This window comes from Chryseobacterium gleum (assembly GCF_900636535.1).
In the GTDB taxonomy this organism is placed as follows: Bacteria; Bacteroidota; Bacteroidia; order Flavobacteriales; family Weeksellaceae; genus Chryseobacterium; species Chryseobacterium gleum.
Genome location: NZ_LR134289.1, coordinates 5,424,047 through 5,445,553 on the forward strand (window position 1 = coordinate 5,424,047; position 21,507 = coordinate 5,445,553).

17 protein-coding genes are annotated in these 21,507 nt (G+C 37.1%); 12 read left to right on the plus strand and 5 right to left on the minus strand.

Annotation, left to right across the window (positions count from 1 at the left end; genetic code table 11):
* Positions 1-349: 349 nt before the first annotated feature.
* Together EL165_RS24910 and EL165_RS24915 are read left to right on the plus strand one after the other, a co-directional pair.
* Positions 350-3,631, plus strand: coding sequence for a fibronectin type III domain-containing protein (locus tag EL165_RS24910; RefSeq protein ID WP_002980731.1), 3,282 nt, complete (start codon positions 350-352; stop codon positions 3,629-3,631).
* A 170-nt stretch (positions 3,632-3,801) separates the two neighbouring features.
* Positions 3,802-6,126 (plus strand): GEVED domain-containing protein, encoded by a 2,325-nt coding sequence (locus tag EL165_RS24915; protein ID WP_002980728.1) that lies wholly within the window; start codon positions 3,802-3,804, stop codon positions 6,124-6,126.
* Positions 6,127-6,295: 169 nt separating this feature from the next.
* On the opposite strand, the gene EL165_RS26025 is transcribed toward EL165_RS24915, so the two are convergent.
* Complete coding sequence (locus EL165_RS26025; protein ID WP_002980726.1) at positions 6,296-6,454, minus strand: hypothetical protein; 159 nt, start codon at positions 6,452-6,454, stop codon at positions 6,296-6,298.
* Positions 6,455-6,497: 43 nt separating this feature from the next.
* Positions 6,498-7,325 (minus strand): ion transporter, encoded by an 828-nt coding sequence (locus EL165_RS24920; protein WP_002980724.1) that lies wholly within the window; start codon positions 7,323-7,325, stop codon positions 6,498-6,500.
* A gap of 250 nt (positions 7,326-7,575) precedes the next feature.
* On the opposite strand from EL165_RS24920, the gene EL165_RS24925 reads away from it, so the two are divergent.
* From EL165_RS24925 to EL165_RS24935, 3 genes are all read left to right on the plus strand, one after another.
* Positions 7,576-8,424 (plus strand): hypothetical protein, encoded by an 849-nt coding sequence (locus EL165_RS24925; RefSeq protein WP_228370537.1) that lies wholly within the window; start codon positions 7,576-7,578, stop codon positions 8,422-8,424.
* A gap of 127 nt (positions 8,425-8,551) precedes the next feature.
* A complete protein-coding gene (locus tag EL165_RS24930) occupies positions 8,552-9,649 on the plus strand; it encodes a Nif3-like dinuclear metal center hexameric protein (RefSeq protein WP_002980720.1) in 1,098 nt (365 codons plus the stop codon).
* A 2-nt stretch (positions 9,650-9,651) separates the two neighbouring features.
* Entirely contained in the window at positions 9,652-10,428 is a 777-nt protein-coding gene (locus tag EL165_RS24935; RefSeq protein ID WP_002980719.1) for a zinc ribbon domain-containing protein, read from the plus strand.
* Between the two features lie 306 nt (positions 10,429-10,734).
* On the opposite strand, the gene EL165_RS24940 is transcribed toward EL165_RS24935, so the two are convergent.
* Positions 10,735-12,513: an AMP-dependent synthetase/ligase gene (locus EL165_RS24940; protein ID WP_002980717.1), complete on the minus strand. Its 1,779-nt coding sequence runs from the start codon at positions 12,511-12,513 to the stop codon at positions 10,735-10,737.
* A gap of 355 nt (positions 12,514-12,868) precedes the next feature.
* On the opposite strand from EL165_RS24940, the gene EL165_RS24945 reads away from it, so the two are divergent.
* Both EL165_RS24945 and EL165_RS24950 read left to right on the plus strand, forming a co-directional pair.
* Positions 12,869-14,008 (plus strand): acyl-CoA dehydrogenase, encoded by a 1,140-nt coding sequence (locus EL165_RS24945; protein WP_002980714.1) that lies wholly within the window; start codon positions 12,869-12,871, stop codon positions 14,006-14,008.
* Positions 14,009-14,028: 20 nt separating this feature from the next.
* Positions 14,029-14,394 carry a hypothetical protein gene (locus EL165_RS24950; protein ID WP_002980711.1) on the plus strand — a complete coding sequence of 122 codons (366 nt, stop codon included), beginning with the start codon at positions 14,029-14,031 and terminating at the stop codon, positions 14,392-14,394.
* A 243-nt stretch (positions 14,395-14,637) separates the two neighbouring features.
* Here the strand turns inward: EL165_RS24950 and EL165_RS24955 are convergent, their stop codons facing one another.
* Complete coding sequence (locus EL165_RS24955; RefSeq protein WP_002980710.1) at positions 14,638-15,582, minus strand: DUF4349 domain-containing protein; 945 nt, start codon at positions 15,580-15,582, stop codon at positions 14,638-14,640.
* 266 nt (positions 15,583-15,848) lie between these two features.
* Entirely contained in the window at positions 15,849-17,447 is a 1,599-nt protein-coding gene (locus EL165_RS24960; protein ID WP_002980707.1) for a peptide chain release factor 3, read from the minus strand.
* A gap of 221 nt (positions 17,448-17,668) precedes the next feature.
* On the opposite strand from EL165_RS24960, the gene EL165_RS24965 reads away from it, so the two are divergent.
* The 5 genes from EL165_RS24965 to EL165_RS24985 all read left to right on the plus strand — a co-directional run bounded on the left by EL165_RS24965 (position 17,669) and on the right by EL165_RS24985 (position 21,458).
* The gene (locus tag EL165_RS24965; RefSeq protein ID WP_002980706.1) at positions 17,669-18,499 is read left to right on the plus strand and encodes a CPBP family intramembrane glutamic endopeptidase; all 831 of its coding nucleotides are present in this window, start codon (positions 17,669-17,671) and stop codon (positions 18,497-18,499) included.
* Between the two features lie 42 nt (positions 18,500-18,541).
* Positions 18,542-19,117, plus strand: a complete 576-nt coding sequence (gene rdgB / locus EL165_RS24970) for an RdgB/HAM1 family non-canonical purine NTP pyrophosphatase (protein WP_414631917.1) — start codon at positions 18,542-18,544, stop codon at positions 19,115-19,117.
* A gap of 68 nt (positions 19,118-19,185) precedes the next feature.
* Positions 19,186-20,100, plus strand: a complete 915-nt coding sequence (locus EL165_RS24975; RefSeq protein WP_002980702.1) for a ribonuclease Z — start codon at positions 19,186-19,188, stop codon at positions 20,098-20,100.
* A gap of 7 nt (positions 20,101-20,107) precedes the next feature.
* Entirely contained in the window at positions 20,108-20,878 is a 771-nt protein-coding gene (locus tag EL165_RS24980; protein ID WP_002980701.1) for a TIGR02757 family protein, read from the plus strand.
* 10 nt (positions 20,879-20,888) lie between these two features.
* Entirely contained in the window at positions 20,889-21,458 is a 570-nt protein-coding gene (locus tag EL165_RS24985) for a DUF1003 domain-containing protein (RefSeq protein WP_002980699.1), read from the plus strand.
* Positions 21,459-21,507: the final 49 nt, after the last annotated feature.

Sequence of the window (21,507 nt, forward strand, 5' to 3'; positions counted from 1 at the left end):
TAAAAAAATAAAATATTAATGTATAAGAGTGGCTTAGGTCACTCTTTTTTTGTTTGCATATTGAGAATATTTATGAAAAAAAATTAATGTGTTTTTATGTTAATTAGAAAAATTTTCTGAAGTCTATTTTAATTATATGGTAATTAAAGTGCTGATTGTCAATTATTTGATGTTTTTCAATGTATTGCGAAATAAATATTAAAATTAAATAAACGTTTGATTTTATTTTGTTTTTATACTCTTTTTATTTGTTTTTATTTAAAATTTTATGATATTTTTTTGGTATTTCTTTTAAAAATTAAATTAATATTTATACATTTACCGCCCTAACTTTTATTATTACTATTTTATGAAGAAACTATTACTTTCGTGTCTGGCTTCTTTAAGTATGGGAGTCTATGCACAAACCAACATCGCCAACTATACTTTTTCTAAAAGTACGGGGGTGACTTACACCTCAATTACAGGAGGTACAAAATTATTTCCGGTGGGAAATAATACAACTTATGATAATGACGTATCTGCGGCAATTCCTCTTTCTTCCCCTTTTAATTTTGGAGGTGTTGCGATGACTACATGTTATGTGAGTGCTAATGGATTTATAGCCTTTGGAGCTGCACCTTCAGGGACAAACTATACTCCATTGTCATCTCTGGGATCAACAACAGGAGCTATTTCAGCCTTTGGGCAGGATGGAGGTTTTTCATCGTCAGATACAACACAGCCACCCGGAAATCATGAAGTAAGATATGAGGATCTGGGAACTGAGTTTGTAGTACAGTGGCAGGATCATGCCAATTACAGCAACAGATCTACTGAAAGGTTGAATTTTCAAATCCGTCTTGTGTATGCTACCGGAGAAATCAAAATCATATATGGAAACTGTACAGATCCTGGAACCAGTACCTCCAACAGTACACCTCAGGTAGGAATAAGGGGTAATAGTACTACCTACGCTTCAAATGTTAACTCTCTGATGATTGGAAATATACCTTCCGGTACTACCTGCGACTGGTCTAAAGCTGTTACCGGTAGTGCTAATAGCAGCACTATGCTGTTCTCCAGTACAACCAATGCAAGTGTTAAAATTCCGGCCGGATTGCAGTATAAATGGACTCCAGGTACGCAGGCACCAGTAAGAACTTTTGCTGCTGCAACTGCAATTGCTAATAATGCTGCGACAATCAACTGGACTGCTCCAACAGGAGCAACAGCTTACAATGTCCAGTATAGAGCGGTTGGAAGTTGTGACTGGACTGACTTCGCTGGTAATCCGGTTTCTGCTGCTTCTGCCACAATTACAGGGCTGGCGCAGAATACAACTTATCAGGTACAGGTACAAGCTTTAAATGGTTCGGTGCAATCTGTTTACTCTCATATTCCAAATGCTGCAGGAACAGGAAGTGGTTATGCTTCTACAGGATCTTTTACAACATTGGCTAATTGTACAAGTACAGTTACTGGTCTTTCTTCTTCTGCTTTAACTCCTGAAACCGCAACGATAAGCTGGACTGCTTCAACAACGCCTCCAGGTAATGGATATGAATATTATTATTCTACATCTTCCACTACACCTGTTTCAACGGTTACTCCTTCAGGTTCTGTAGGTGCCGGAATAACAACTGCAAATTTATCCGGTCTGGTTCCTTCAACTCAGTATTATTATTGGGTGAGAGCAAATTGTAACGGAACAGATAAAGGAGTATGGTCAAGTTCAGCTAACTTTACAACATTAGGTCTTTGTCCTACAGTTACCGCTCCGGCATCCAGTGCTACAGGAGTAAGCGTAAACCCTACAATAACATGGAATGCTGTAAATGGGGCTACAGGCTACAAGTTAAAAGTTGGAACAACTTCAGGTGGTAATGATATTTTAGATACGGATATTGCTGGTGGAGCTAATACATCTTATACTTTCACTTCTCCATTAAATTTTTCAACAACTTATTATTACTCTGTTACTGCATATACTGCTAATATTACAGGGCCGGCTACAGCATGTACGGTAAGATCTTTCCAAACAATATGTACTTCTACCAACTTACCATATACTTTAGATTTTGAAAATGTTACGACGCCTGCTTTACCTATCTGTACAACAGTTGTTAATAGTGGTTCTGGAAATCTCTGGAAAACAGCAACTGGACCTACTGGCTTTACAGGAAAAGTACTTAACTACTCATACAACAGCACTAATGCTGCTAATACGTGGTTCTTTACACAAGGACTGAACCTTACAGCCGGTGTTAGCTACAGAATCAAATATAAATATGCAAATTCAACAGGAACGACACAATATCCTGAAAAATTAAAAGTTGCTTATGGATCGTCAGCTACAAGTGCAGCTATGACAAATACTTTAGCTGACTACCCTAATATTACCGGTGGAACAGCCACAAGTGCTTTCGTAGATTTTACACCAAGCGCAACTGGTATTTATTATTTTGGATTCCAGGCTTATTCTGTCGCGGATATGAACCAGATTTATGTTGATGATATTTATATAGACGCTACTCCTACTTGTTCAGAACCATCAGGTGTTACTGTTTCTGCTATTACAAACGGTGGCGCAAATGTTTCATGGACTGCTCCTGCTGCAGCTCCTGGAAATGGATATGAATATTATTATTCTACAAGCAGTACTGCTCCTACAGCTTCTACAACTGCTTCGGGAACCAGCACTACAGCTTCAGCATCTTTATCCGGGTTATCTGCTTCTACAACCTACTATGTTTGGGTGAGATCTGTATGTAGTGCTTCTGATAAGAGTGTCTGGACTTCTCCGGCAACTGTTTTCACTACACTTTGTAACGCAGTAACAGCTCCGTTCTCTCAAAACTTTGATGCAGGAGTTGCTCCAAGCTGCTGGAATAATGTAAATCCGACGGCAACTACTACTGATGCGAATCTTTTCTGGAAATTCTCAGGATCAGCAGATTATGGTGCAAATACAGCTAACAATGGAAGACCGGCAGGTACTTACGCCTGGGTAGATGCAAGTTCGCCATATAGCGGAGCAGGAGTGAATACAGTGCAATTGGTTACTCCTTCTGTGAATCTGGCAGGATTAACTGCACCGCTTGTTTCTTTTGACTGGTTTAAAAATCATTCAACATCAACTTCTACTACAGTTTCTCCATCTACTTATGATAACAATAAACTTACTGTAGAGGTAAATGATGGAAATGGTTGGATAGAGATCTTTAGTGATAATACAAACCTGAATCAATGGAGAACAGTTGCTGTTCCTTTAGCAGCTTCTTATATCGGGGCTACTATTCAGGTAAGATTTACTGTAAATAAAAATGTAAATGGTAACGGATACTTCTATGATGATGTTCTTTTAGATAATGTTGAAATAAAACAAAATCCTAACTTGGCAACTTCTGAAACTTCTGTGAAAGAGAATAAGATTAATGTATATCCTAATCCGTTTACTGATACATTAACAATTTCTGATGTTTCTAAAGTACAATCAGTTTCAATTGTTGATGTTTCCGGAAGATTGATTAAAACAATTGAAAAACCTTCTTCTGAACTTCAGTTGAGAGATCTGAAAGAAGGATTATATCTGGTTGTTTTGAATATGAAAGACGGATCTAAGCAAACCATTAAAGCAATTAAAAGATAAGTGACTTTTAAATGATATGGAAAAAAGGACTGCTCAATTTGAGCAGTCTTTTTTTATGAGTGGAATTGTCTTTTGTTGAAGGAAAGTTTACATTTGTTGTCATATTATAAATAAATAATTTTTTTTGTTGCTGATTTTCACTAGATTTGATCAACTAATACTGTTTTTATATGAGAAATTTTTTACTTGTTGGTTTCTTAATAACCGGCTTTTTATCCTCAGCACAGAGTTACTGTACACCACAGTTTGCCAGTGGCTGTGATGGAGGGGACATGATAGATTCTTTTAAAATTCCGGCAGCCGGATTTGATCATTCGAATACTGGATGCTCCACGAATGCATACGGAGATTACACTTCCATGACAATCAACCTGAATGCAGGTTTAAGTTATGATTTTAGCGTTAAGCACAATTACAGTAATCAGAATGTACGCATCTGGATAGATTTTAATAATGACGGAACTTTTGATGATGCAGCTCCTGAGCTTGCTGCGTCTGCAAGCAGTACTCTTGTAGGAGGAGAAAATATTACTTCCGGGCTTATAACAATACCTTCTACCGTTACTCCTGGTACTTACAGAATGAGGGTAGGAGATCGTTATTCCAGTCAACCTATCCCTTGTAATACAGGAGGCTATGGTGAAGCCCATGATTATACAGTGGTAATTGGATCGGCTCCAACCTGTTTGGCCCCTACTGCTTTAACGGCATCTTCAGTTACAGCTAATTCAGCTCAGATAGCATGGACGGCACCATCTTCTGCACCAGGTGTTGGATATGAATATTACTATTCAGTTTCCAGCACATATCCTACTGCTTCTACGGTAGCTTCAGGATCAAGCACAGGATTAAGTACCAACCTGCCTTCACTTACACCAGCAACTACTTATTATGTATGGGTACGTTCCGTATGTACTGCTACAGATAAAAGTGCGTGGTCCCAAATGGCTACATTTATGACATCCTGCGTTGCTGTAGGAGTGCCATATACTCTGAATTTTGAAAGTATAACACCTCCTGATCTGCCGAATTGTACCTCAGTGGTTAATGACGGTTCAGGGAATATATGGGAAACAGGTGACCTTGATGCTCAAGGATTTACGGGAAATGTACTTCAGTATTCATATGATTATGCCAATAGTGCCGATACCTGGTTCTTCACAAATGGAATAAACCTTACCGCAGGAGTTACCTACAGAATCAAATATAAATATGCAAATGCAGAAGGAGTTGTGTACGCTGAAAAGTTAAAAGTAGCTTACGGAACTTCGGCTACAGGTGCAGCAATGACTAATACATTAGCAGATCACCCGAATATTGTCACCAGTGCAGCTACCAGTACCTTTGTAAACTTCACACCGACCTCTACAGGTGTTTATTATTTTGGATTCCAGGCTTATTCTGATGCTAATATGAATAAATTATATGTGGATGATATCAATATAGATGTTGCACCGGCTTGTAGTGAACCTAGCGCACTAGTCATTTCCAATCTAAGTGCAGCTGGAGCTACAGTTTCCTGGACAGGAGCAACTCCCGTACCTGCGAACGGATATGATATTTATTATAGTACAACCAATACAGCACCTACATCCGCAACTACACCTAATTTCACAGGAATTACTGCGACTACCTATAATATTCCGAGCTTAACAGCTTCTACTGCTTATTATGTATGGGTTAGATCTGCATGTAGTGCTACCAGTAAAAGTGTATGGAGTGAGTCGGCTTCATTTACAACATTATGTTCAAGTACCGGTCTTCCTTATACTGTAGATTTTGAAAATGTTACTGTTCCGGCGCTTCCAGGTTGTACCGTGAATGTTAATGTGGGAACAGGAAATAATTGGGAAACGTCAGATCCACCTTCTGACAGCCAGGGATTCACGACTAATGTATTGAAGTATCATTATAACTCTTCCAGCGCTGCCAATACCTGGTTCTTTACACAAGGACTGAATTTAACAGCAGGAGTGCAGTATACGATCAGCTATAAGTATGGTAATAACTCATCAACCTATGTTGAAAAATTGAAAGTAGCCTACGGAACTTCACCGGATGCAGCAGCGATGACAGGTTCTGTAGCAGATTATCCTTCAATTAATGATGGCGTTGCTCACACAGAATCTGTGACATTTACAGTTCCTGTAACAGGTGTGTATTTCTTTGGATTTAATGCATATTCAGATTCTGACCAGTATTATCTGTATATCGATGATATTAGTATTAACAACGCCAACCTTGCAACATCCGAAGTTGCTGTAGCGAAGAATACGATCCAGGTTTATCCTAATCCGTTTACAGATGTTTTAAATATTTCTGACAGCAAGAATGTTAAAAATATATTGGTAACAGATACTACAGGAAGACTGGTGAAAACTATTGCGAACCCTGAATCTGCAATCCATTTGAGGGATTTAATGCAAGGTGTCTATTTAGTAACTCTGGAAATGAAAGACGGTACCAAGCACACCATTAAAGCGATTAAAAAGTAATTAATCATTTAAATAAAAAGAAAATGGCGGATCATATGACCCGTCATTTTTTATTGATGATGATTTAAGTTAAATTGATCAATAAAAGATGAGTGAAACATTTCACTCATCTTTTATTTTATCTTGATGATCATTTATGATCAATTATTACCTCATAACTTATTACTGATCATTTGTTGGGCACCGGCTGTATGTCTCCCTTATTCATAAGATCAAAAACAGTAGGGAAGAACATTACTAAGATAAAATAAATGACGATCATCAGCACTACCAGTGCAAAAAGAATAAGTACTAGGCTATTCGGTCTGTTTTTCTTTTTCGGTTCCATGATTTTGTGGTATTTGGTGAATAAATTTTACTTATATCAAATGTTAAGCTAATTTCTTGCCACATTTCTTGCAATACCTTGCATCATCATCAATGTCATCATTACCACACCGTTCACATACCATTTCCAGGTTCTGTCTTTTGTTTCTCATCTCCGCTGTTACAATACCGGTAGGAACTGCAATAATGGAATAACCTGCCAGCATCAGAACAACCGCAAAAAACTTTCCTAAAGGCGTAATAGGAGACACATCACCATATCCTACGGTGGTCACAGTAACCACTGCCCAGTAGATGGATTGCGGTATCGTTTCAAAACCTTGTCTCCCGCCTTCCACCATAAACATAAGTGAACCTACAATAACGGAGAAAATGATCAGAAACAGAAGGAATATGTAGATTTTCCTGGAACTGTTCTTTAATGCCCTCACAATTAAGTAGCCGTCATTCATGAAATCAAGTAAATTGAAAATCCTGAATATCCTCAGCATTCTCAGCATTCTGAAGATCAGGAAATATTTGGTGACCGGAAAGAAAAAGCTGAGGTAAAAAGGCACAAGAGCAAGAAAGTCTATGATTCCAAAAAAACTGAATATATAATTGCGTTTATTTTTTACTACAGCAATCCGCATAGAATACTCCAGGGTGAAGAAAATAGAGATTACCCATTCAAGGATCAGGAAAGTATAATGAAACCTTTTATCAAGTTTAGGTACGCTTTCCATCATAATAATAGCAGTACTTACAAGAATTAAAGACAATAATATGATGTCGAAGAGTTTTCCAAGCTTTGTATCGGAGCGGTAAATTATCCGGTAAAGGTATCTTTTCCAAAGTTTGTCCTCAGGAACAAGATTATGTTCTCTTTCCATTTCTATAGGGTTATTTCACAGCGAAGTTAGTAATTTCTGTAAAGTATAGGGTAAAGATATGATTGTTAAAAGAATTCTGCAAATGTTAATGAATTTTCTATCATTAAAAAGTGAATTATATGCACTTAATTATATGTTTTTCAATGTGTTATATTTAGTAAAATACGAATAAAATATGACATATAAAAATGTTTTTTTTAACATTTTTATAGACCAAGTTTGTAATTTTAATCTACAAAAGCTTTATATCATGAGAAAAATTTTAACCTTGTTTATGCTTTTTTTGATAAGCAGTTTTACGTATGCTCAGGTTGGGATTAATACAACTACGCCAAACGGTGCCGCAGTACTGGATATAGTCTCAAACCAAAAAGGAATTCTCATTCCTCGTCTTACAGACACTGACCGGGATACTTACCTGGCTGATAATAATGCTTCCACAGTACCTCCTGCAGGTGTTGTTAATGCTAACCTTACTGCAGGAACTCTCATTTTTAATACGACAACGAATAATTTCCAGTATTGGGATGGTACCCTCTGGAGACAGCTTTTTGTTCCCACATCTTCTCAGGCTGGTAACGACGGTGTCGTTAAAATAAATTCTGGAAACGCAAATGTAAAACCCTCATTCAGTTTAAGTGCATCAGGAAGTGGCTATGGCCCAAGACAACAGGTACTTTATGCCACACCGCTGGTCTTTGCTCCAAGCCCTACTACAAGCTGGCCGGAAACAACTGTTCCATTTCCTGGAGTTACAAGCAATATTTATGTCTCGGCTACAGGGAAATGGAGGGAAAATGAAATTAACGGTCAGGTCCACGTATGGAGGGTAATTGCAACAATTACTCCCGGATCTAATTCTTCAGGATCTGTAAAGGCCACGTTTAAAAATCCTGATTCCGGTTTTGAAATTAACTCTATCCAGTTGGTTCCAAGCGGTTCAAGTGGAGCAGGTAACATTCTTACCTTTTACTTCTATACCATTGCAGACCCTGCGAGTCTGGATCCCGGAAAAGGCTATCAGCTTTTTATGGAGTCTGATATAAACTGCGGTGTAGTAATAGAATCCTTTACAAGAGTATCACTTTTCAAAGATTAACAGCCTTTTTTATTCTTTTAATATCAAAATGAACCGGCCGATGAAAGCCGGTTTTTTATTGCTGTAGAAATTTTTCCGGATTTTTAGTAAAATTAATATCTTCGCTGTAACTGTAAAATATAAAGTAATGAAACTAAAAACTGTAATCGCAAAGATAGAAGAGGAAATAAGTATCAGACAGGCAGAAGATTTTGATAATGTAGGATTGTTGTGTGGTGTTTATGACCGCGATGTATCCGGGATTCTGGTATGCCATGATGCGCTGGAGAATGTAGTAGATGAGGCTGTTGCGAGAAACTGTAATCTCATAGTATGTTTTCATCCAATTATATTTTCAGGATTAAAATCCCTGACGGGAAAAAACTATGTGGAAAGAGCCGTATTAAAGGCTATTGAAAATAAAGTAGCGATCTATGCCGTTCATACTGCATTTGATAATGACTTCTTTGGGGTAAATCATGGAATATGCAGCCAGCTGGGACTAAAAAATATGAAAATTCTTCAGCCAAAGGAAAATAATTTAAAACAGCTGACGGTATTTGTTCCCAAAGAATATTCAGAAAAAGTAAAGGAAGCTATGTTTTCAGCCGGCGCAGGAGGCATTGGATTTTATGACGAATGCAGCTTTACAGTGAACGGCAACGGAACATTCAGACCGGTAGAAGGATCCAATCCATTTTCCGGGCAGCAGGGAATTCGTGAAAATGCGGATGAAGACATGATCTCTGTAATTTTTGAAGACTTTAAACAGGGACAGATTGTAGGAGCGATGAAAGCTGCACACCCTTATGAGGAGGTAGCGCATCAGATATACAGTCTGGATAATAAAAATCATCATGCCGGACTGGGAATGTATGGAGACCTGGAAGAAGAAATGGATGAAAAGGATTTTCTTGGGTTTGTGAAAGAAAAGTTTGGACTTGAAGTCATAAAACATTCGTCTTTCAACAATAAAAAAATCAAAAGAGTAGGGGTTCTGGGTGGTTCAGGAGCCAGTGGGATACGATCTGCAGCCGCCAAAAAATGTGATGCTTACCTTACCGGAGATCTTAAATACCATGATTATTTTCTGGCAGAGTCTAAAATGCTGATCTGTGATATAGGACATTATGAATCTGAACAATTTGTTACTCAACAATTATTTGAAATTTTATCACAAAAATTTAGTACATTTGCAATTTCAAAATCTATTGAAAAAACAAACCCAGTAAATTATTTCATTTAAATATGGCAAAAACCAACGATATTTCAGTTGAAGAAAAATTAAGAGCTTTATACGATTTACAGATCATTGATTCAAGATTGGATGAAATCCGAAATACTAGAGGAGAATTGCCAATTGAAGTTGAAGATCTTGAAATCGAGATTGAAGGCCTTGAAAAAAGAGCTGAAAAATTTCATGCAGATATCAAAGATCAGGAAGATCAGATCAAAACAAAGCATGAAGTGATTAACCATGCTAAAACTTTAATTGAGAAATACAAATCTCAGCAGGATAATGTAAGAAACAATAAAGAGTTTGAAGCATTAGGGAAAGAAATAGAATTCCAGGACCTGGAAATTCAGCTTGCTGAAAAAAGAATTAAAGAATTCGGAGCTAAAATTGCTCACAAAAACGAAACTTTAAGCGAACTGAATGCTAAGATCGACGATCTGAAAAGCCACTTGAAGTTCAAGAAAGAAGAATTGGATGGGCTGATCTCTGAAACTCAGAAAGAAGAAGAGTATTTAATTGAGCAGTCTAAAGAATTCGCAGCTAAAATTGATGAGAGATTACTGGCTTCTTACAACAGAATCAGAACAAACTCTATCAACGGTCTTGCTGTAGTAGGATTGGAAAGAGGAGCTCCAAAAGGATCTTTCTTCACGATTCCTCCACAAAAGCAGATGGAAATTGCTCAGAGAAAGAAAATCATTATTGATGAGCACTCTGGGAAAATCCTTGTTGATGACGAGTTGGTAATGGAAGAAAACGAAAAAATGAAATCTGTAATTAAATTCTAATTATTGATTTTATCACATACAAAAGCTGTTTCAGAAATGAAGCAGCTTTTTTTTATCTGAACTTATCTAAACATAGCAGTACAATTTAATCAGAGTCTTTGCCGTTCCGTAGAATCTCGGTTCTTCTTTCAACATAACATGGATTCTACAGAATGACATTGATAGTGTTGTAATTGATTAAAAAACGGAATGATGGGAATCAATAAGAACTGTCTTTAGCCCGTTTAATCAAAAATACCATATTCTCCATTGGCTTTAGCTAAAACCTATAAAAAAACCGCCTCAAAATGAAGCGGTTGATCGTATTTAATCATGATGATCATACATCTTATTGTACAAAGCAATAAACTTCTCTTTAACTGCTTTTCTTTTCAGTTTTAATGTTGGAGTAAGCAATCCACTTTCAATGCTCCATACTTCAGGAGTAAGCTCAATTTTTTTGATTTTCTCCCAGTTCCCAAGATGTTCGTTGATACCTTCTATTTCCTTTTCAATTCTTTGTTTCAGTTCAGGGCTTTTCGCAATCTCTTCCGGTGTAGAGCCAATGTTCAGATTGTTTCTCATCGCCCAGCTTTTTGCAAATTCGAAATCAGGCTGTACCAAAGCACATGGCATTTTTTCACCATCACCCACTACCATAATCTGCTCAATGAATTTAGAAGCTTTTGCTAAATTTTCAATAGTCTGGGGAGCAATATATTTTCCGCCGGAAGTTTTGAACATTTCCTTCTTACGGTCGGTGATCTGTAAAAATCCGTCACTGTCTATATGTCCGATATCTCCGGTTTTGAAGTACCCATCCTCTGTGAAGGCTTCTCTGGTCATTTCTTCATTCTGGAAATATCCTTTGAATACAGATGGGCCTTTAACGGTAATTTCACCGTCTTCCTGTATTTTTACTTTCAGATTATCCAATGGAACTCCTACGGTTCCTACCTTCATCTTATCAAAGCTGTTTACAGAAATTACAGGAGAAGTTTCTGTTAAACCATAGCCCTCCAGAATAGGAATTCCTGCATTCTGGAAAATTAGGTTGAGTCTTGTGGATAATGCTGCAGACCCAGAAACCAAAGTCACGATTTCGCCACCTAAACCTTCTCTCCATTTGGAAAATACCAGTTTATCGGCAATGATTTCCTGAAGTCCGGATGGCTTTGAAATGGTTTTCTTTTTACTGATTAAATTCAGTGCCCAGAAAAAGATTTTTGATTTCAGTCCTCCGGCAGAAGATCCTGTATTGTAAATTTTATCATATACTTTTTCTACCAGTCTTGGTACTACAGTCATGTAATGTGGCTTTACTTCTTTTACGTTTTCACCCATTTTCTCAATGCTTTCCGCAAAATAAAGGGAAAAACCGTTGTACTGATAAAGATAGAACAGCATTCTTTCAAAAATATGACAGATCGGTAGGAAACTTAATGCTCTCGCTTCTTTGTAATCGAAACTTCTCTTTTTGGGAATCCTCGGAATAGCTCCCAGTATGTTGGAAACAATATTATTGTGAGTAAGCATCACCCCTTTCGGTCTTCCGGTGGTTCCGGAAGTATAAATGATCGTCGCCAGATCTTCAGTGTTGATTGCATTGGAAAGATCATCCACTTCAATTTGTGTAGATTCATCCTTACCCAGATCCAGAATCTCTCTCCAGTTGGCCGCGCCGCTGATGTTATCAAAAGTAAAAATTCCCTGTAAGCTCGGAATGTTGTGTTTTACTTTCATGACCTTATTCAATAGCTCCTTATCAGAAACAAAACAGTACTGAATTTCTGCATTGTTGAAGATGAATTCATAATCTTCCGGAGAAATACTTGGATAAACCGGTACTGAAACGACCCCGATCTGAGAAATCCCGAAATCCATAATTGCCCATTCAGTGCGGGAATTTGTAGTAATCAAAGCGATCTTGTCACCAGGTTTTATGCCCAGTTTCAACAACCCTCTTGATATCTTATTTCCCTCATTAATAAACTCCTGCGTAGAAGTTTTTTTCCATTCACCATGATACTTTGTTACAAACATATCCGTTTTAGGATATTTCTCCAAAGCGTAGTGTGGAATATCGAATAATCTCTTGATCGTCATGATTTTTTACGTAATTTATAAAGAAATTTAAATATAAGCATTTTTTTTAATTGAAAACATCTGAAGCCAATAATTAGAAATTACTTAAATGCTTGCCATAACAATTTATATCAGAAACAGCTTTGAAAGCCTGAATAAAAGGTTAATCTTTTCAATAGGCCTTTTATATAACTCCACAATTCCTGTATTATTTCTGTTTAAATCTGGAATCTTATTCTTTTGAATCCCGAAACATAGATCTCAGATCTTTAAACCTCTCCAAAATTGCTTTTTCTGTGCCATTTTCCTGCTTTTAATTTATTTTTTCAGATTTGCTTAAAAAGTGTAAATTTACGGCTATCTAATTATTTTTTTTATGGACTTTAATTTATCGGAAGAACAGCTGATGATTCAGCAGGCAGCAAGAGACTTTGCACAGAACGAACTTTTACCTGGAGTGATTGAAAGAGACCGTGACCAGAAATTCCCTGCAGAACAGGTGAAGAAAATGGGAGAAATGGGACTTTTAGGAATGATGGTAGATCCAAAATACGGAGGTGCAGGTATGGACAGCGTTTCTTACGTGCTTGCCATGGAGGAAATTGCAAAAGTGGACGCTTCTGCAGCTGTTGTAATGTCTGTAAACAATTCATTGGTTTGCGCCGGTCTTGAAAAATTTGCTTCTGAAGAGCAAAAAGTAAAATATCTTACTCCACTGGCGAGCGGACAGGTAATCGGAGCATTTGCATTGTCTGAGCCGGAAGCAGGTTCTGACGCAACTTCTCAGAAAACAACTGCTGAAGACAAAGGAGATTACTATCTTTTAAATGGTATCAAAAACTGGATCACAAATGGTGGTACAGCTAGCTATTATATTGTAATTGCACAGACAGATCCTGAGAAAAAGCATAAAGGAATCAATGCTTTCATCGTAGAAAGAGGATGGGAAGGTTTTGAGGTTGGACCAAAAGAAGACAAATTAGGAATCAGAGGAAGTGATACGCATTCTTTGATCTTTAATAACGTAAAAGTTCCAAAAGAGAACAGAATCGGCGAAGACGGATTCGGATTCAACTTTGCGATGGCTGTACTGAACGGAGGAAGAATTGGTATTGCTTCCCAGGCGTTAGGTATTGCTTCAGGAGCTTACGAACTGGCATTAAAATATGCTAAAACAAGAAAAGCTTTCAAAACTGAAATCATCAACCACCAGGCGATCGCATTCAAACTGGCTGATATGGCTACTCAGATCACTGCTGCAAGAATGTTGTGTTTCAAAGCAGCTTGTGAAAAAGATGCAGGAAAAGATATTTCTGAAAGCGGAGCAATGGCAAAACTATACGCTTCTCAGGTAGCAATGGATACTACGATTGAGGCAGTACAGATTCACGGTGGATACGGATACGTAAAAGAATATCACGTAGAAAGATTAATGAGAGATGCGAAAATCACTCAGATCTATGAAGGAACTTCTGAAATCCAAAAAATCGTGATCTCAAGAAGCATCGCAAAATAACATTTTATAAACACACTACTATGAAAAAATCTTTGTGGATCACCCTCGGTGTCGTACTGCTTTTACTGGGAGTATTTGTATGGTATAAGTATTATTTCGTTTTTGGGGAAGGAGTAAAATCCGGCTACCTGAATTATGCTATGAAGAAAGGCTATATCTTTAAAACCTATGAAGGAAAACTGATCCAGGAAGGTTTTGGAAGAGGGAAAACAGGAACCATTACAAGTTATGAGTTTGAGTTTTCTGTAGATGATCCTGAAGTTTTCAAACAACTGGAAACCAATAGTGGTAAAACCTTTGATCTGCATTACAAAGAGTACAACGGCGCTCTTCCGTGGAGAGGAAACACAAAATTTATCGTAGATAAAGTAGTGAACATGAAATAAAAACAAATAAGGCTCTCAGATTGAGAGCCTTACTTTTACACCAAATCACAAAATATTAATATATGAAATTAAAATTTCCGTTTTTATTGAGAACTTCGTCTGTATCGAAGATTCATTTACTTTGACTATACTTAAAGTTAGCAGTAATTTTTCTAATAAACAATACTTCCGTTGAATATTTGATAAAATTAAACATAAGAATCGAACATCAGTTCCAAATCTCATTAAAAAAATATTAAAAATCTAATGAGAGTCATTGTCAGCGGTGTTTTTATTCTTTTTTTTATAGAAATAATATCCAATGCCGGCAATAAGAAACAAAGGCCATAACGGCAGGATAAACAGGAATATGGAAGTAATAACATTCCAGCCTGATTCAATAGCCGCTAATGATTTGCCACCAAAGGTCTCAGGTTCTTTTTCCACTTTGAGCTGATTGCTGATACTGACATTGATTGTACAGATGATATTATCTGCATACTGACTTCCCGAAACCTGAATATCTTTTGTATCAATATCCCCGATATTGCTGCTGATAGCATTCATTAAGCCATCAAAGTACTGCATAGGAACTTTAATATCAAGGCTGTAAACTTTTTGATTTTCCCCGTCAGGACTTGCGGATTCCACAAAAGAAAGATTTTCATTTTTGATGTAAGCATTATTTTTATAGGCTTCATCCCTGATGATTTCCTTCACCGTTTCTGCATTCTCTGCTTTTATAGCAAGATACCCTGATTTTACCATTTTATCTTTGGCCATATTCAATTCATAGCTGTCATTTTTGGGCCTTTCTTTGTAAATGATTTTGGTTTCTTTAATAACCTTCGGAGCAGGAGCTTTTACAGCAATTTTTTCAGATTTTTTTTCTGCAGAATCTGTTTTTTCAACTTTTGATTCCAGTTTTGTTGCAGCTATTTTCTCAGATAAAGAATCTACCATTTTCGAGGTGTTCTCTATTTTTTGCTGGATGTCATTTTTGGTATTTTCAAAATCTTTTATTTTAATACTCGCAGAATCGAGAACCTTATCTGCTGTTTTGCTGACATTGTCAACAGTTTCCGTAGCCACTGTCGAAGCGCTGTCAGCTGTGTGGATTGCTTCATTGATCTTATCCTGGGCAGCCTCGCCTTTTTTACACATAATGAAAGTGCCTGATACAGCAACGAGTAATATGAACTTTTTCATAAGATTAATTTTTTGATGAAGTAAAATTAGAAGTGAAGTTCTTGTAACAGTTGTAAATAGACTGTATTCTGCTGGTAAAGTTATAACTGTTGTATTTTCAGTGTTTTGTATTTGTTTTACAAAAGATTTACAAAATGTTTTTCTGCGTTTTAATGCTGTAAAAACAGTATCTGTGTTCTCGATCCTTATTATAGTAAGAAAAAAAATCCGCAGAAAACTTCTGCGGATCTATATTTAAACAATTTCGCTTTTTCGCGATTTTACCTTTATTTAATATCTCTAAATTCACTGATGAAGTGCAGTTTCACATTCGGGAACTTCTCCTGCGTCATGTGAATGGTGAAAGATGAGTCAGCAAGGAATACCAGTTGATTGTATTTGTCTCTTGCCAGGAATCTCTGCTTTAATCTTGCAAATTCCTTGAACTCTTCAGATTTTTCATCAGCTTCTACCCAGCATGCTTTATGCATGGATAATGGTTCATAAGTACATTTAGCACCATATTCATGCTCAAGACGGTACTGAATAACTTCATACTGAAGGGCTCCTACTGTTCCGATGATCTTTCTGCCATTCATTTCAAGTGTAAACAGCTGGGCAACTCCTTCATCCATCAACTGATCAATACCTTTTGCCAGCTGCTTGGCTTTTAACGGATCATTGTTGTTGATATAACGGAAATGTTCAGGAGAGAAGCTTGGAATACCTTTGAAGTTTAACTTTTCTCCACCTGTCAGTGTATCTCCGATTCTGAAACTTCCCGTATCATGTAAACCAACAATATCCCCAGGGAAACTTTCTTCCACCACTTCTTTTTTATCTGCAAAGAATGCGTTAGGGGAGGAGAACTTCATTTTTTTACCTTCTCTTACCAGTAAATAATTTTCATTTCTTTTAAAAGTACCGGAAACGATCTTTACGAAAGCAAGTCTGTCTCTGTGCTTAGGATCCATATTCGCATGGATTTTGAAAACGAATCCTGTGAAAGTGCTTTCTTCCGGTTTTACCAGACGGGTATCACTTTCTTTAGGTTGTGGCATCGGCGCGATATCAATGAAAGCATCTAATAATTCACGTACACCAAAGTTATTCAATGCCGAACCGAAAAACACAGGTTGAAGATCGCCCCTCATATAGTCATCACGATTGAATTCAGGATATACAGACTGGATCAGGTCAAGCTCTTCTCTTAAAGTACTAGCCGCTTTTTCACCGATAACCTCGTCAATAGAAGTATCATTGATATCATCAAACTTAATGGAATCACCAACCTTCTGTTTTTTCTCTTCGAGGAATAACTGAATATTGTTTTCCCAGATGTTATAAATTCCCTGGAAATCACTTCCCATACCAATTGGCAGAGAAAGCGGACAAACGGTTAATCCTAATTTCTGTTCTACTTCGTCTAACAGATCGAAGGCATCTTTACCCTCACGGTCAAGCTTATTAATGAAAACCAGCATCGGAATGTTTCTCATTCTGCAAACCTGGACCAATTTTTCGGTCTGTTCCTCAACCCCTTTTGCAACGTCAATAACAACGATTACGGAATCTACAGCAGTTAATGTTCTGTAGGTATCCTCAGCAAAGTCTTTGTGACCCGGAGTATCGAGAATGTTGATTTTATGGTCTCTGTATTCAAAAGCCAATACGGAAGTTGCTACTGAGATTCCTCTCTGTCTTTCAATTTCCATAAAGTCGGAGGTGGCTCCTTTTTTTATTTTGTTGGATTTTACCGCACCCGCTTCCTGAATAGCACCCCCGAAAAGAAGTAACTTTTCTGTAAGGGTTGTTTTTCCGGCATCCGGGTGGGAAATGATCCCGAAGGTCTTTCTTTTTTGTATTTCTTTGATTAAGTCTGACATATCGTATTTTGAAGTTGCAAAAATCGTGATTTTTTACGAGGTTTTCAAATTTAAATGAAGACAATGTTGATCACTATAGAGCGTAGGCGGGTAGAAGAGTTTGGAAACGGTTTACAAATGGACTTTATAACATCATCAAATACATAAGAAAGTCCTTTTTTAGTTGCCTGTGGCAGTCAAAAAAATTATCTTTGTTTCTCATAAACTTTTACAGAGAAAGGATGGAAAATAGCAAATATCCGAAGTTTACTTTTACATGGATTGGTGGTGTTGTTTTGGTGATTGGATTATTCGTAGGAACAATGGCTGTTTCTTTATTCAGCACTTTTTGGAAAGTTGTTTTCAGGGAAAATATTGAACTGAAAGACTGGTTTCTGATGGTAGCAAATTCCGTGGGATTCCTTACTGCAATTGCCTTTTTTGATTTTTTCATCGTAAGGCGTACCACCCAAAAGAAGCTTAACTTCAATTTATCATCGGTTAATTTTTCTACCTATCTTCTGATCTTTCCAATGATGACCGGGATGATGTTTATTTCTGAGTTTGTTGCTGCTCAGATTCCTACTACGGGACCATTTTTCGGGGATTTTTATGAATATTTTACCCAGCTGATGAGTCAATTAACTGACAATCCGGTTGTGATGATTATCATGACGGTGATTATGGCTCCGGTCTTTGAAGAAATTATATTCCGGGGAATTATTCAGAAAGGATTGATCAATAAGGGAGTGAAACCCTGGAGAGCCATTTTGTACGCCTCCATTATTTTTGGGGTTGTTCACGGAAATCCATGGCAGTTCATCAGTGCAGTAATGCTGGGCTGTGTGCTGGGACTGGTATATCATAAAACAAAATCTTTGCTGTTGCCGATACTGCTGCATGCATTTAATAATTTAACCCTGTCTTTATTGGTACTTTACGGTAAAGATGAGAGTTTTGCGAAGGTTCTTCATATTTCAGAATGGCTTGTACTGGCTGCAGGAATTGTACTTTTCTCTTTATTCTATTATCTTTTTATGAAAAAGTATAAAGTGCATTATGCTGAAATGTAGGTAACCTGATTAAAAAAGTAAAAATTGAAAATGAATATAGAAATGGAATTATTAGTAGCTACCCACAACGAACATAAAAAAGAAGAAATCCAGCAGATCCTGGGAAGTGGCTGCGTTGTGAAGAGTCTTACCGATTATAATATTCACGAAGAAATTGTGGAAGATGGAGATTCTTTCCATGCCAATGCCCTGATCAAGGCCAAATATTGCTTTGAAAAAACAGGTATTCCAAGTCTGGGGGATGACAGTGGTCTGGTTGTAGAGTCTTTGGATGGAAGACCCGGGATTTTCTCTGCCCGTTATGCCGGAGATCATGACTTTGCAAAAAATATCGAAAAAGTATTGGAAGAAATGCAGGGAATTGAAAACAGGAAAGCTTATTTTGTGACAGTTCTTTGCTATTATGATGAAAACGGGGCTCAATATTTTGAGGGCAGGGTTCACGGAAATTTACTCACAGAAAACAAAGGATTTAAAGGATTCGGATATGATCCGATTTTTGTTCCTGAAGGATATGAAAGAACCTTTGCAGAAATGGATCCTGCAGACAAAAATAAAATCAGCCACCGTAAGCAGGCATTGGATTTATTTATGGATTTTTTAAAAGTGACTGATTAAGTTTAAATATCAGGGCAAAACGTCCATTTGGTTTTTCTGTTGTACATTTGTTACCATAAATTATTGATTTGAGTACTTATTTAACAATATTAGGCTTTAATTCAGCGATTCCAACCATCAACACATCACCCACGGCACAGCTGCTGGAAATGGAGGAAAGACTCTTTCTTATCGATTGTGGAGAAGGTACGCAGGTGCAGCTGAGAAAAGCGAAAGCAAGATTTTCAAAAATCAATCATATCTTTATTTCTCATCTTCACGGCGACCACTGTTTCGGACTGCCGGGGCTTATTGCTTCTTTCCGTCTTTTGGGAAGAGAAAACCCATTGCACGTTTATGGTCCGAAAGGAATTAAAAAGATGCTGGAAACCATTTTTCAGATTACAGAAACCCATCGCGGTTTTGAAGTGGTTTACCATGAGCTGGATAAAGATTATTCTGAAAAAATATATGAAGACAACAGGATAGAAGTATATACTATCCCTTTGGATCACAGGATTTACTGTAACGGCTACCTTTTTAAAGAAAAACCGAAAGACAGGCATCTCAATATGAAAGAGATTGCTAAATACAGCGAAATTGAAACCTGTGATTATCATAATATCAAAGCAGGGAAGGACTTTGTACTAAGTGACGGTTACGTTCTTAAAAATGAGATTCTGACTGTTGATCCGGCTCCATCAGTATCCTATGCATTCTGTAGTGATACCCGCTATCTTGAAAGTGTAATTCCGATTATCAAAAATGTAACAGTTTTATATCATGAATCCACTTTTTTACACGACCTGAAGGAAATGGCGGATTATACAGGCCACACTACAGCTTTGGAAGCAGCTACAATTGCTCAGAAAGCTCAGGTGGGAAAGTTGATTTTAGGACATTTTTCCAACAGATACGGAGATCTTACCGTATTTACCGATGAAGCAAGAGAAATTTTTCCCAACACATTCCTGCCAAAAGCATTGGAAAGTGTAAAGATTTAAAATAAATATGCTGAAATTTGAAGAACTAAGAGATTATCTCAATGAAAAGGCAGATCAGTATAACGCTCCCGATTTTATTGAAAATGACCCGATACAGATTCCACATCGTTTTTCTTTAAAGCAGGATATTGAAATTGCAGGTTTTCTGGCAGCTACGATCTCCTGGGGAAACAGAAAGTCGATCATTAATTCTGCGGACAAAATGCTTGATATTATGGGGAATTCTCCCTATGATTTTGTGATGAATTATACAGAAAAAGATCTGGAAAGTATTCAGGATAAAAGCATTCACAGAACTTTCAACGGACAGGACTTTTCCTATTTCATCCGACAGTTCAACAGGATTTATAAAGAAAATGAAAGCCTGGAAAGCTTATTTGAAATAAAAGAAACAGAGAATAACTTTTTGCATGCCATAGAAAGGTTCAGAAGCGGATTTTTAGAAACAGAAAAGCACAGAAGCCATAAACACATCAGCTCACCTTATAAAAATTCATCTGCCAAAAGGATTATTATGTTTTTGAGATGGATGGTACGCAAAGATAAACGTGGCGTAGATTTTGGAATCTGGGAAAATATAGATCAGAAAAACCTTTCCATTCCTCTGGATGTACATACCGGAAATATTTCCAGAAAGCTGGGATTGGTTTCCAGAACCCAGAACGACTGGAAAACGGTAGAAGAACTGGATATTGCCATCAGAAAATTTGATGAGAAAGATCCGGCAAAATATGATTTTGCATTGTTTGGATTAGGAGTAACAAAGGAACTGTTGTAAACATATAAGGATGAAAAAATATAACGAAAAAACAGAAGTTCTTGAAAAAATAGCAGATAAGATTACATCATGGATAGGGTCTATCCAATCCCTGATTGTTCATACATTACTGTTCATAACTTCGTTTGTGCTTCCGATGTTGAATATTGTCAATTTTGATAAAATGCTTCTCATTCTTACGACAGTACTTTCTCTGGAAGCTATTTATCTGGCAATCTTCATTCAGATGTCCGTGAACAAGAGTCATGAGAAAATTGAAGATATCCAGGAGGATATTGAAGAGATCAGCGAAGATATTGAAGATATTCAGGAAGATATTGAAGAGATCAGCGAGGATATCGAAGAAATCAGTGAAGACATTGAAGAGATTAATGAAGATATCGAAGACATTCAGGAAGATATTGAGGAGATCAATGAGGAAGAAGATGAAGAAGATCACAATGAAAGAGCGAAAAATGTAATGCTGAAAAGTAATGTAAGCTCAAACAAGAACGAAATAAAAGCTTTGAAAGATATTATATCCCAGTTGCAGAATGAAATCGATCAGCTTAAAAAAGATGATAAACAGGCAGAAGAATAACTGCTAAAACATAAACAGATCAATACTATTGATCTGTTTTTTTATGATA

Coding starts and splice junctions, on each gene's coding strand:
- EL165_RS24910 (WP_002980731.1), top strand. CDS start 350: ATGAAGAAACTATTACTTTCGTGTCTGGCTTCTTTAAGTATGGGAGTC.
- EL165_RS24915 (WP_002980728.1), top strand. CDS start 3,802: ATGAGAAATTTTTTACTTGTTGGTTTCTTAATAACCGGCTTTTTATCC.
- EL165_RS26025 (WP_002980726.1), bottom strand. CDS start 6,454: ATGGAACCGAAAAAGAAAAACAGACCGAATAGCCTAGTACTTATTCTT.
- EL165_RS24920 (WP_002980724.1), bottom strand. CDS start 7,325: ATGGAAAGAGAACATAATCTTGTTCCTGAGGACAAACTTTGGAAAAGA.
- EL165_RS24925 (WP_228370537.1), top strand. CDS start 7,576: ATGAGAAAAATTTTAACCTTGTTTATGCTTTTTTTGATAAGCAGTTTT.
- EL165_RS24930 (WP_002980720.1), top strand. CDS start 8,552: ATGAAACTAAAAACTGTAATCGCAAAGATAGAAGAGGAAATAAGTATC.
- EL165_RS24935 (WP_002980719.1), top strand. CDS start 9,652: ATGGCAAAAACCAACGATATTTCAGTTGAAGAAAAATTAAGAGCTTTA.
- EL165_RS24940 (WP_002980717.1), bottom strand. CDS start 12,513: ATGACGATCAAGAGATTATTCGATATTCCACACTACGCTTTGGAGAAA.
- EL165_RS24945 (WP_002980714.1), top strand. CDS start 12,869: ATGGACTTTAATTTATCGGAAGAACAGCTGATGATTCAGCAGGCAGCA.
- EL165_RS24950 (WP_002980711.1), top strand. CDS start 14,029: ATGAAAAAATCTTTGTGGATCACCCTCGGTGTCGTACTGCTTTTACTG.
- EL165_RS24955 (WP_002980710.1), bottom strand. CDS start 15,582: ATGAAAAAGTTCATATTACTCGTTGCTGTATCAGGCACTTTCATTATG.
- EL165_RS24960 (WP_002980707.1), bottom strand. CDS start 17,447: ATGTCAGACTTAATCAAAGAAATACAAAAAAGAAAGACCTTCGGGATC.
- EL165_RS24965 (WP_002980706.1), top strand. CDS start 17,669: ATGGAAAATAGCAAATATCCGAAGTTTACTTTTACATGGATTGGTGGT.
- rdgB (WP_414631917.1), top strand. CDS start 18,542: ATGGAATTATTAGTAGCTACCCACAACGAACATAAAAAAGAAGAAATC.
- EL165_RS24980 (WP_002980701.1), top strand. CDS start 20,108: ATGCTGAAATTTGAAGAACTAAGAGATTATCTCAATGAAAAGGCAGAT.
- EL165_RS24985 (WP_002980699.1), top strand. CDS start 20,889: ATGAAAAAATATAACGAAAAAACAGAAGTTCTTGAAAAAATAGCAGAT.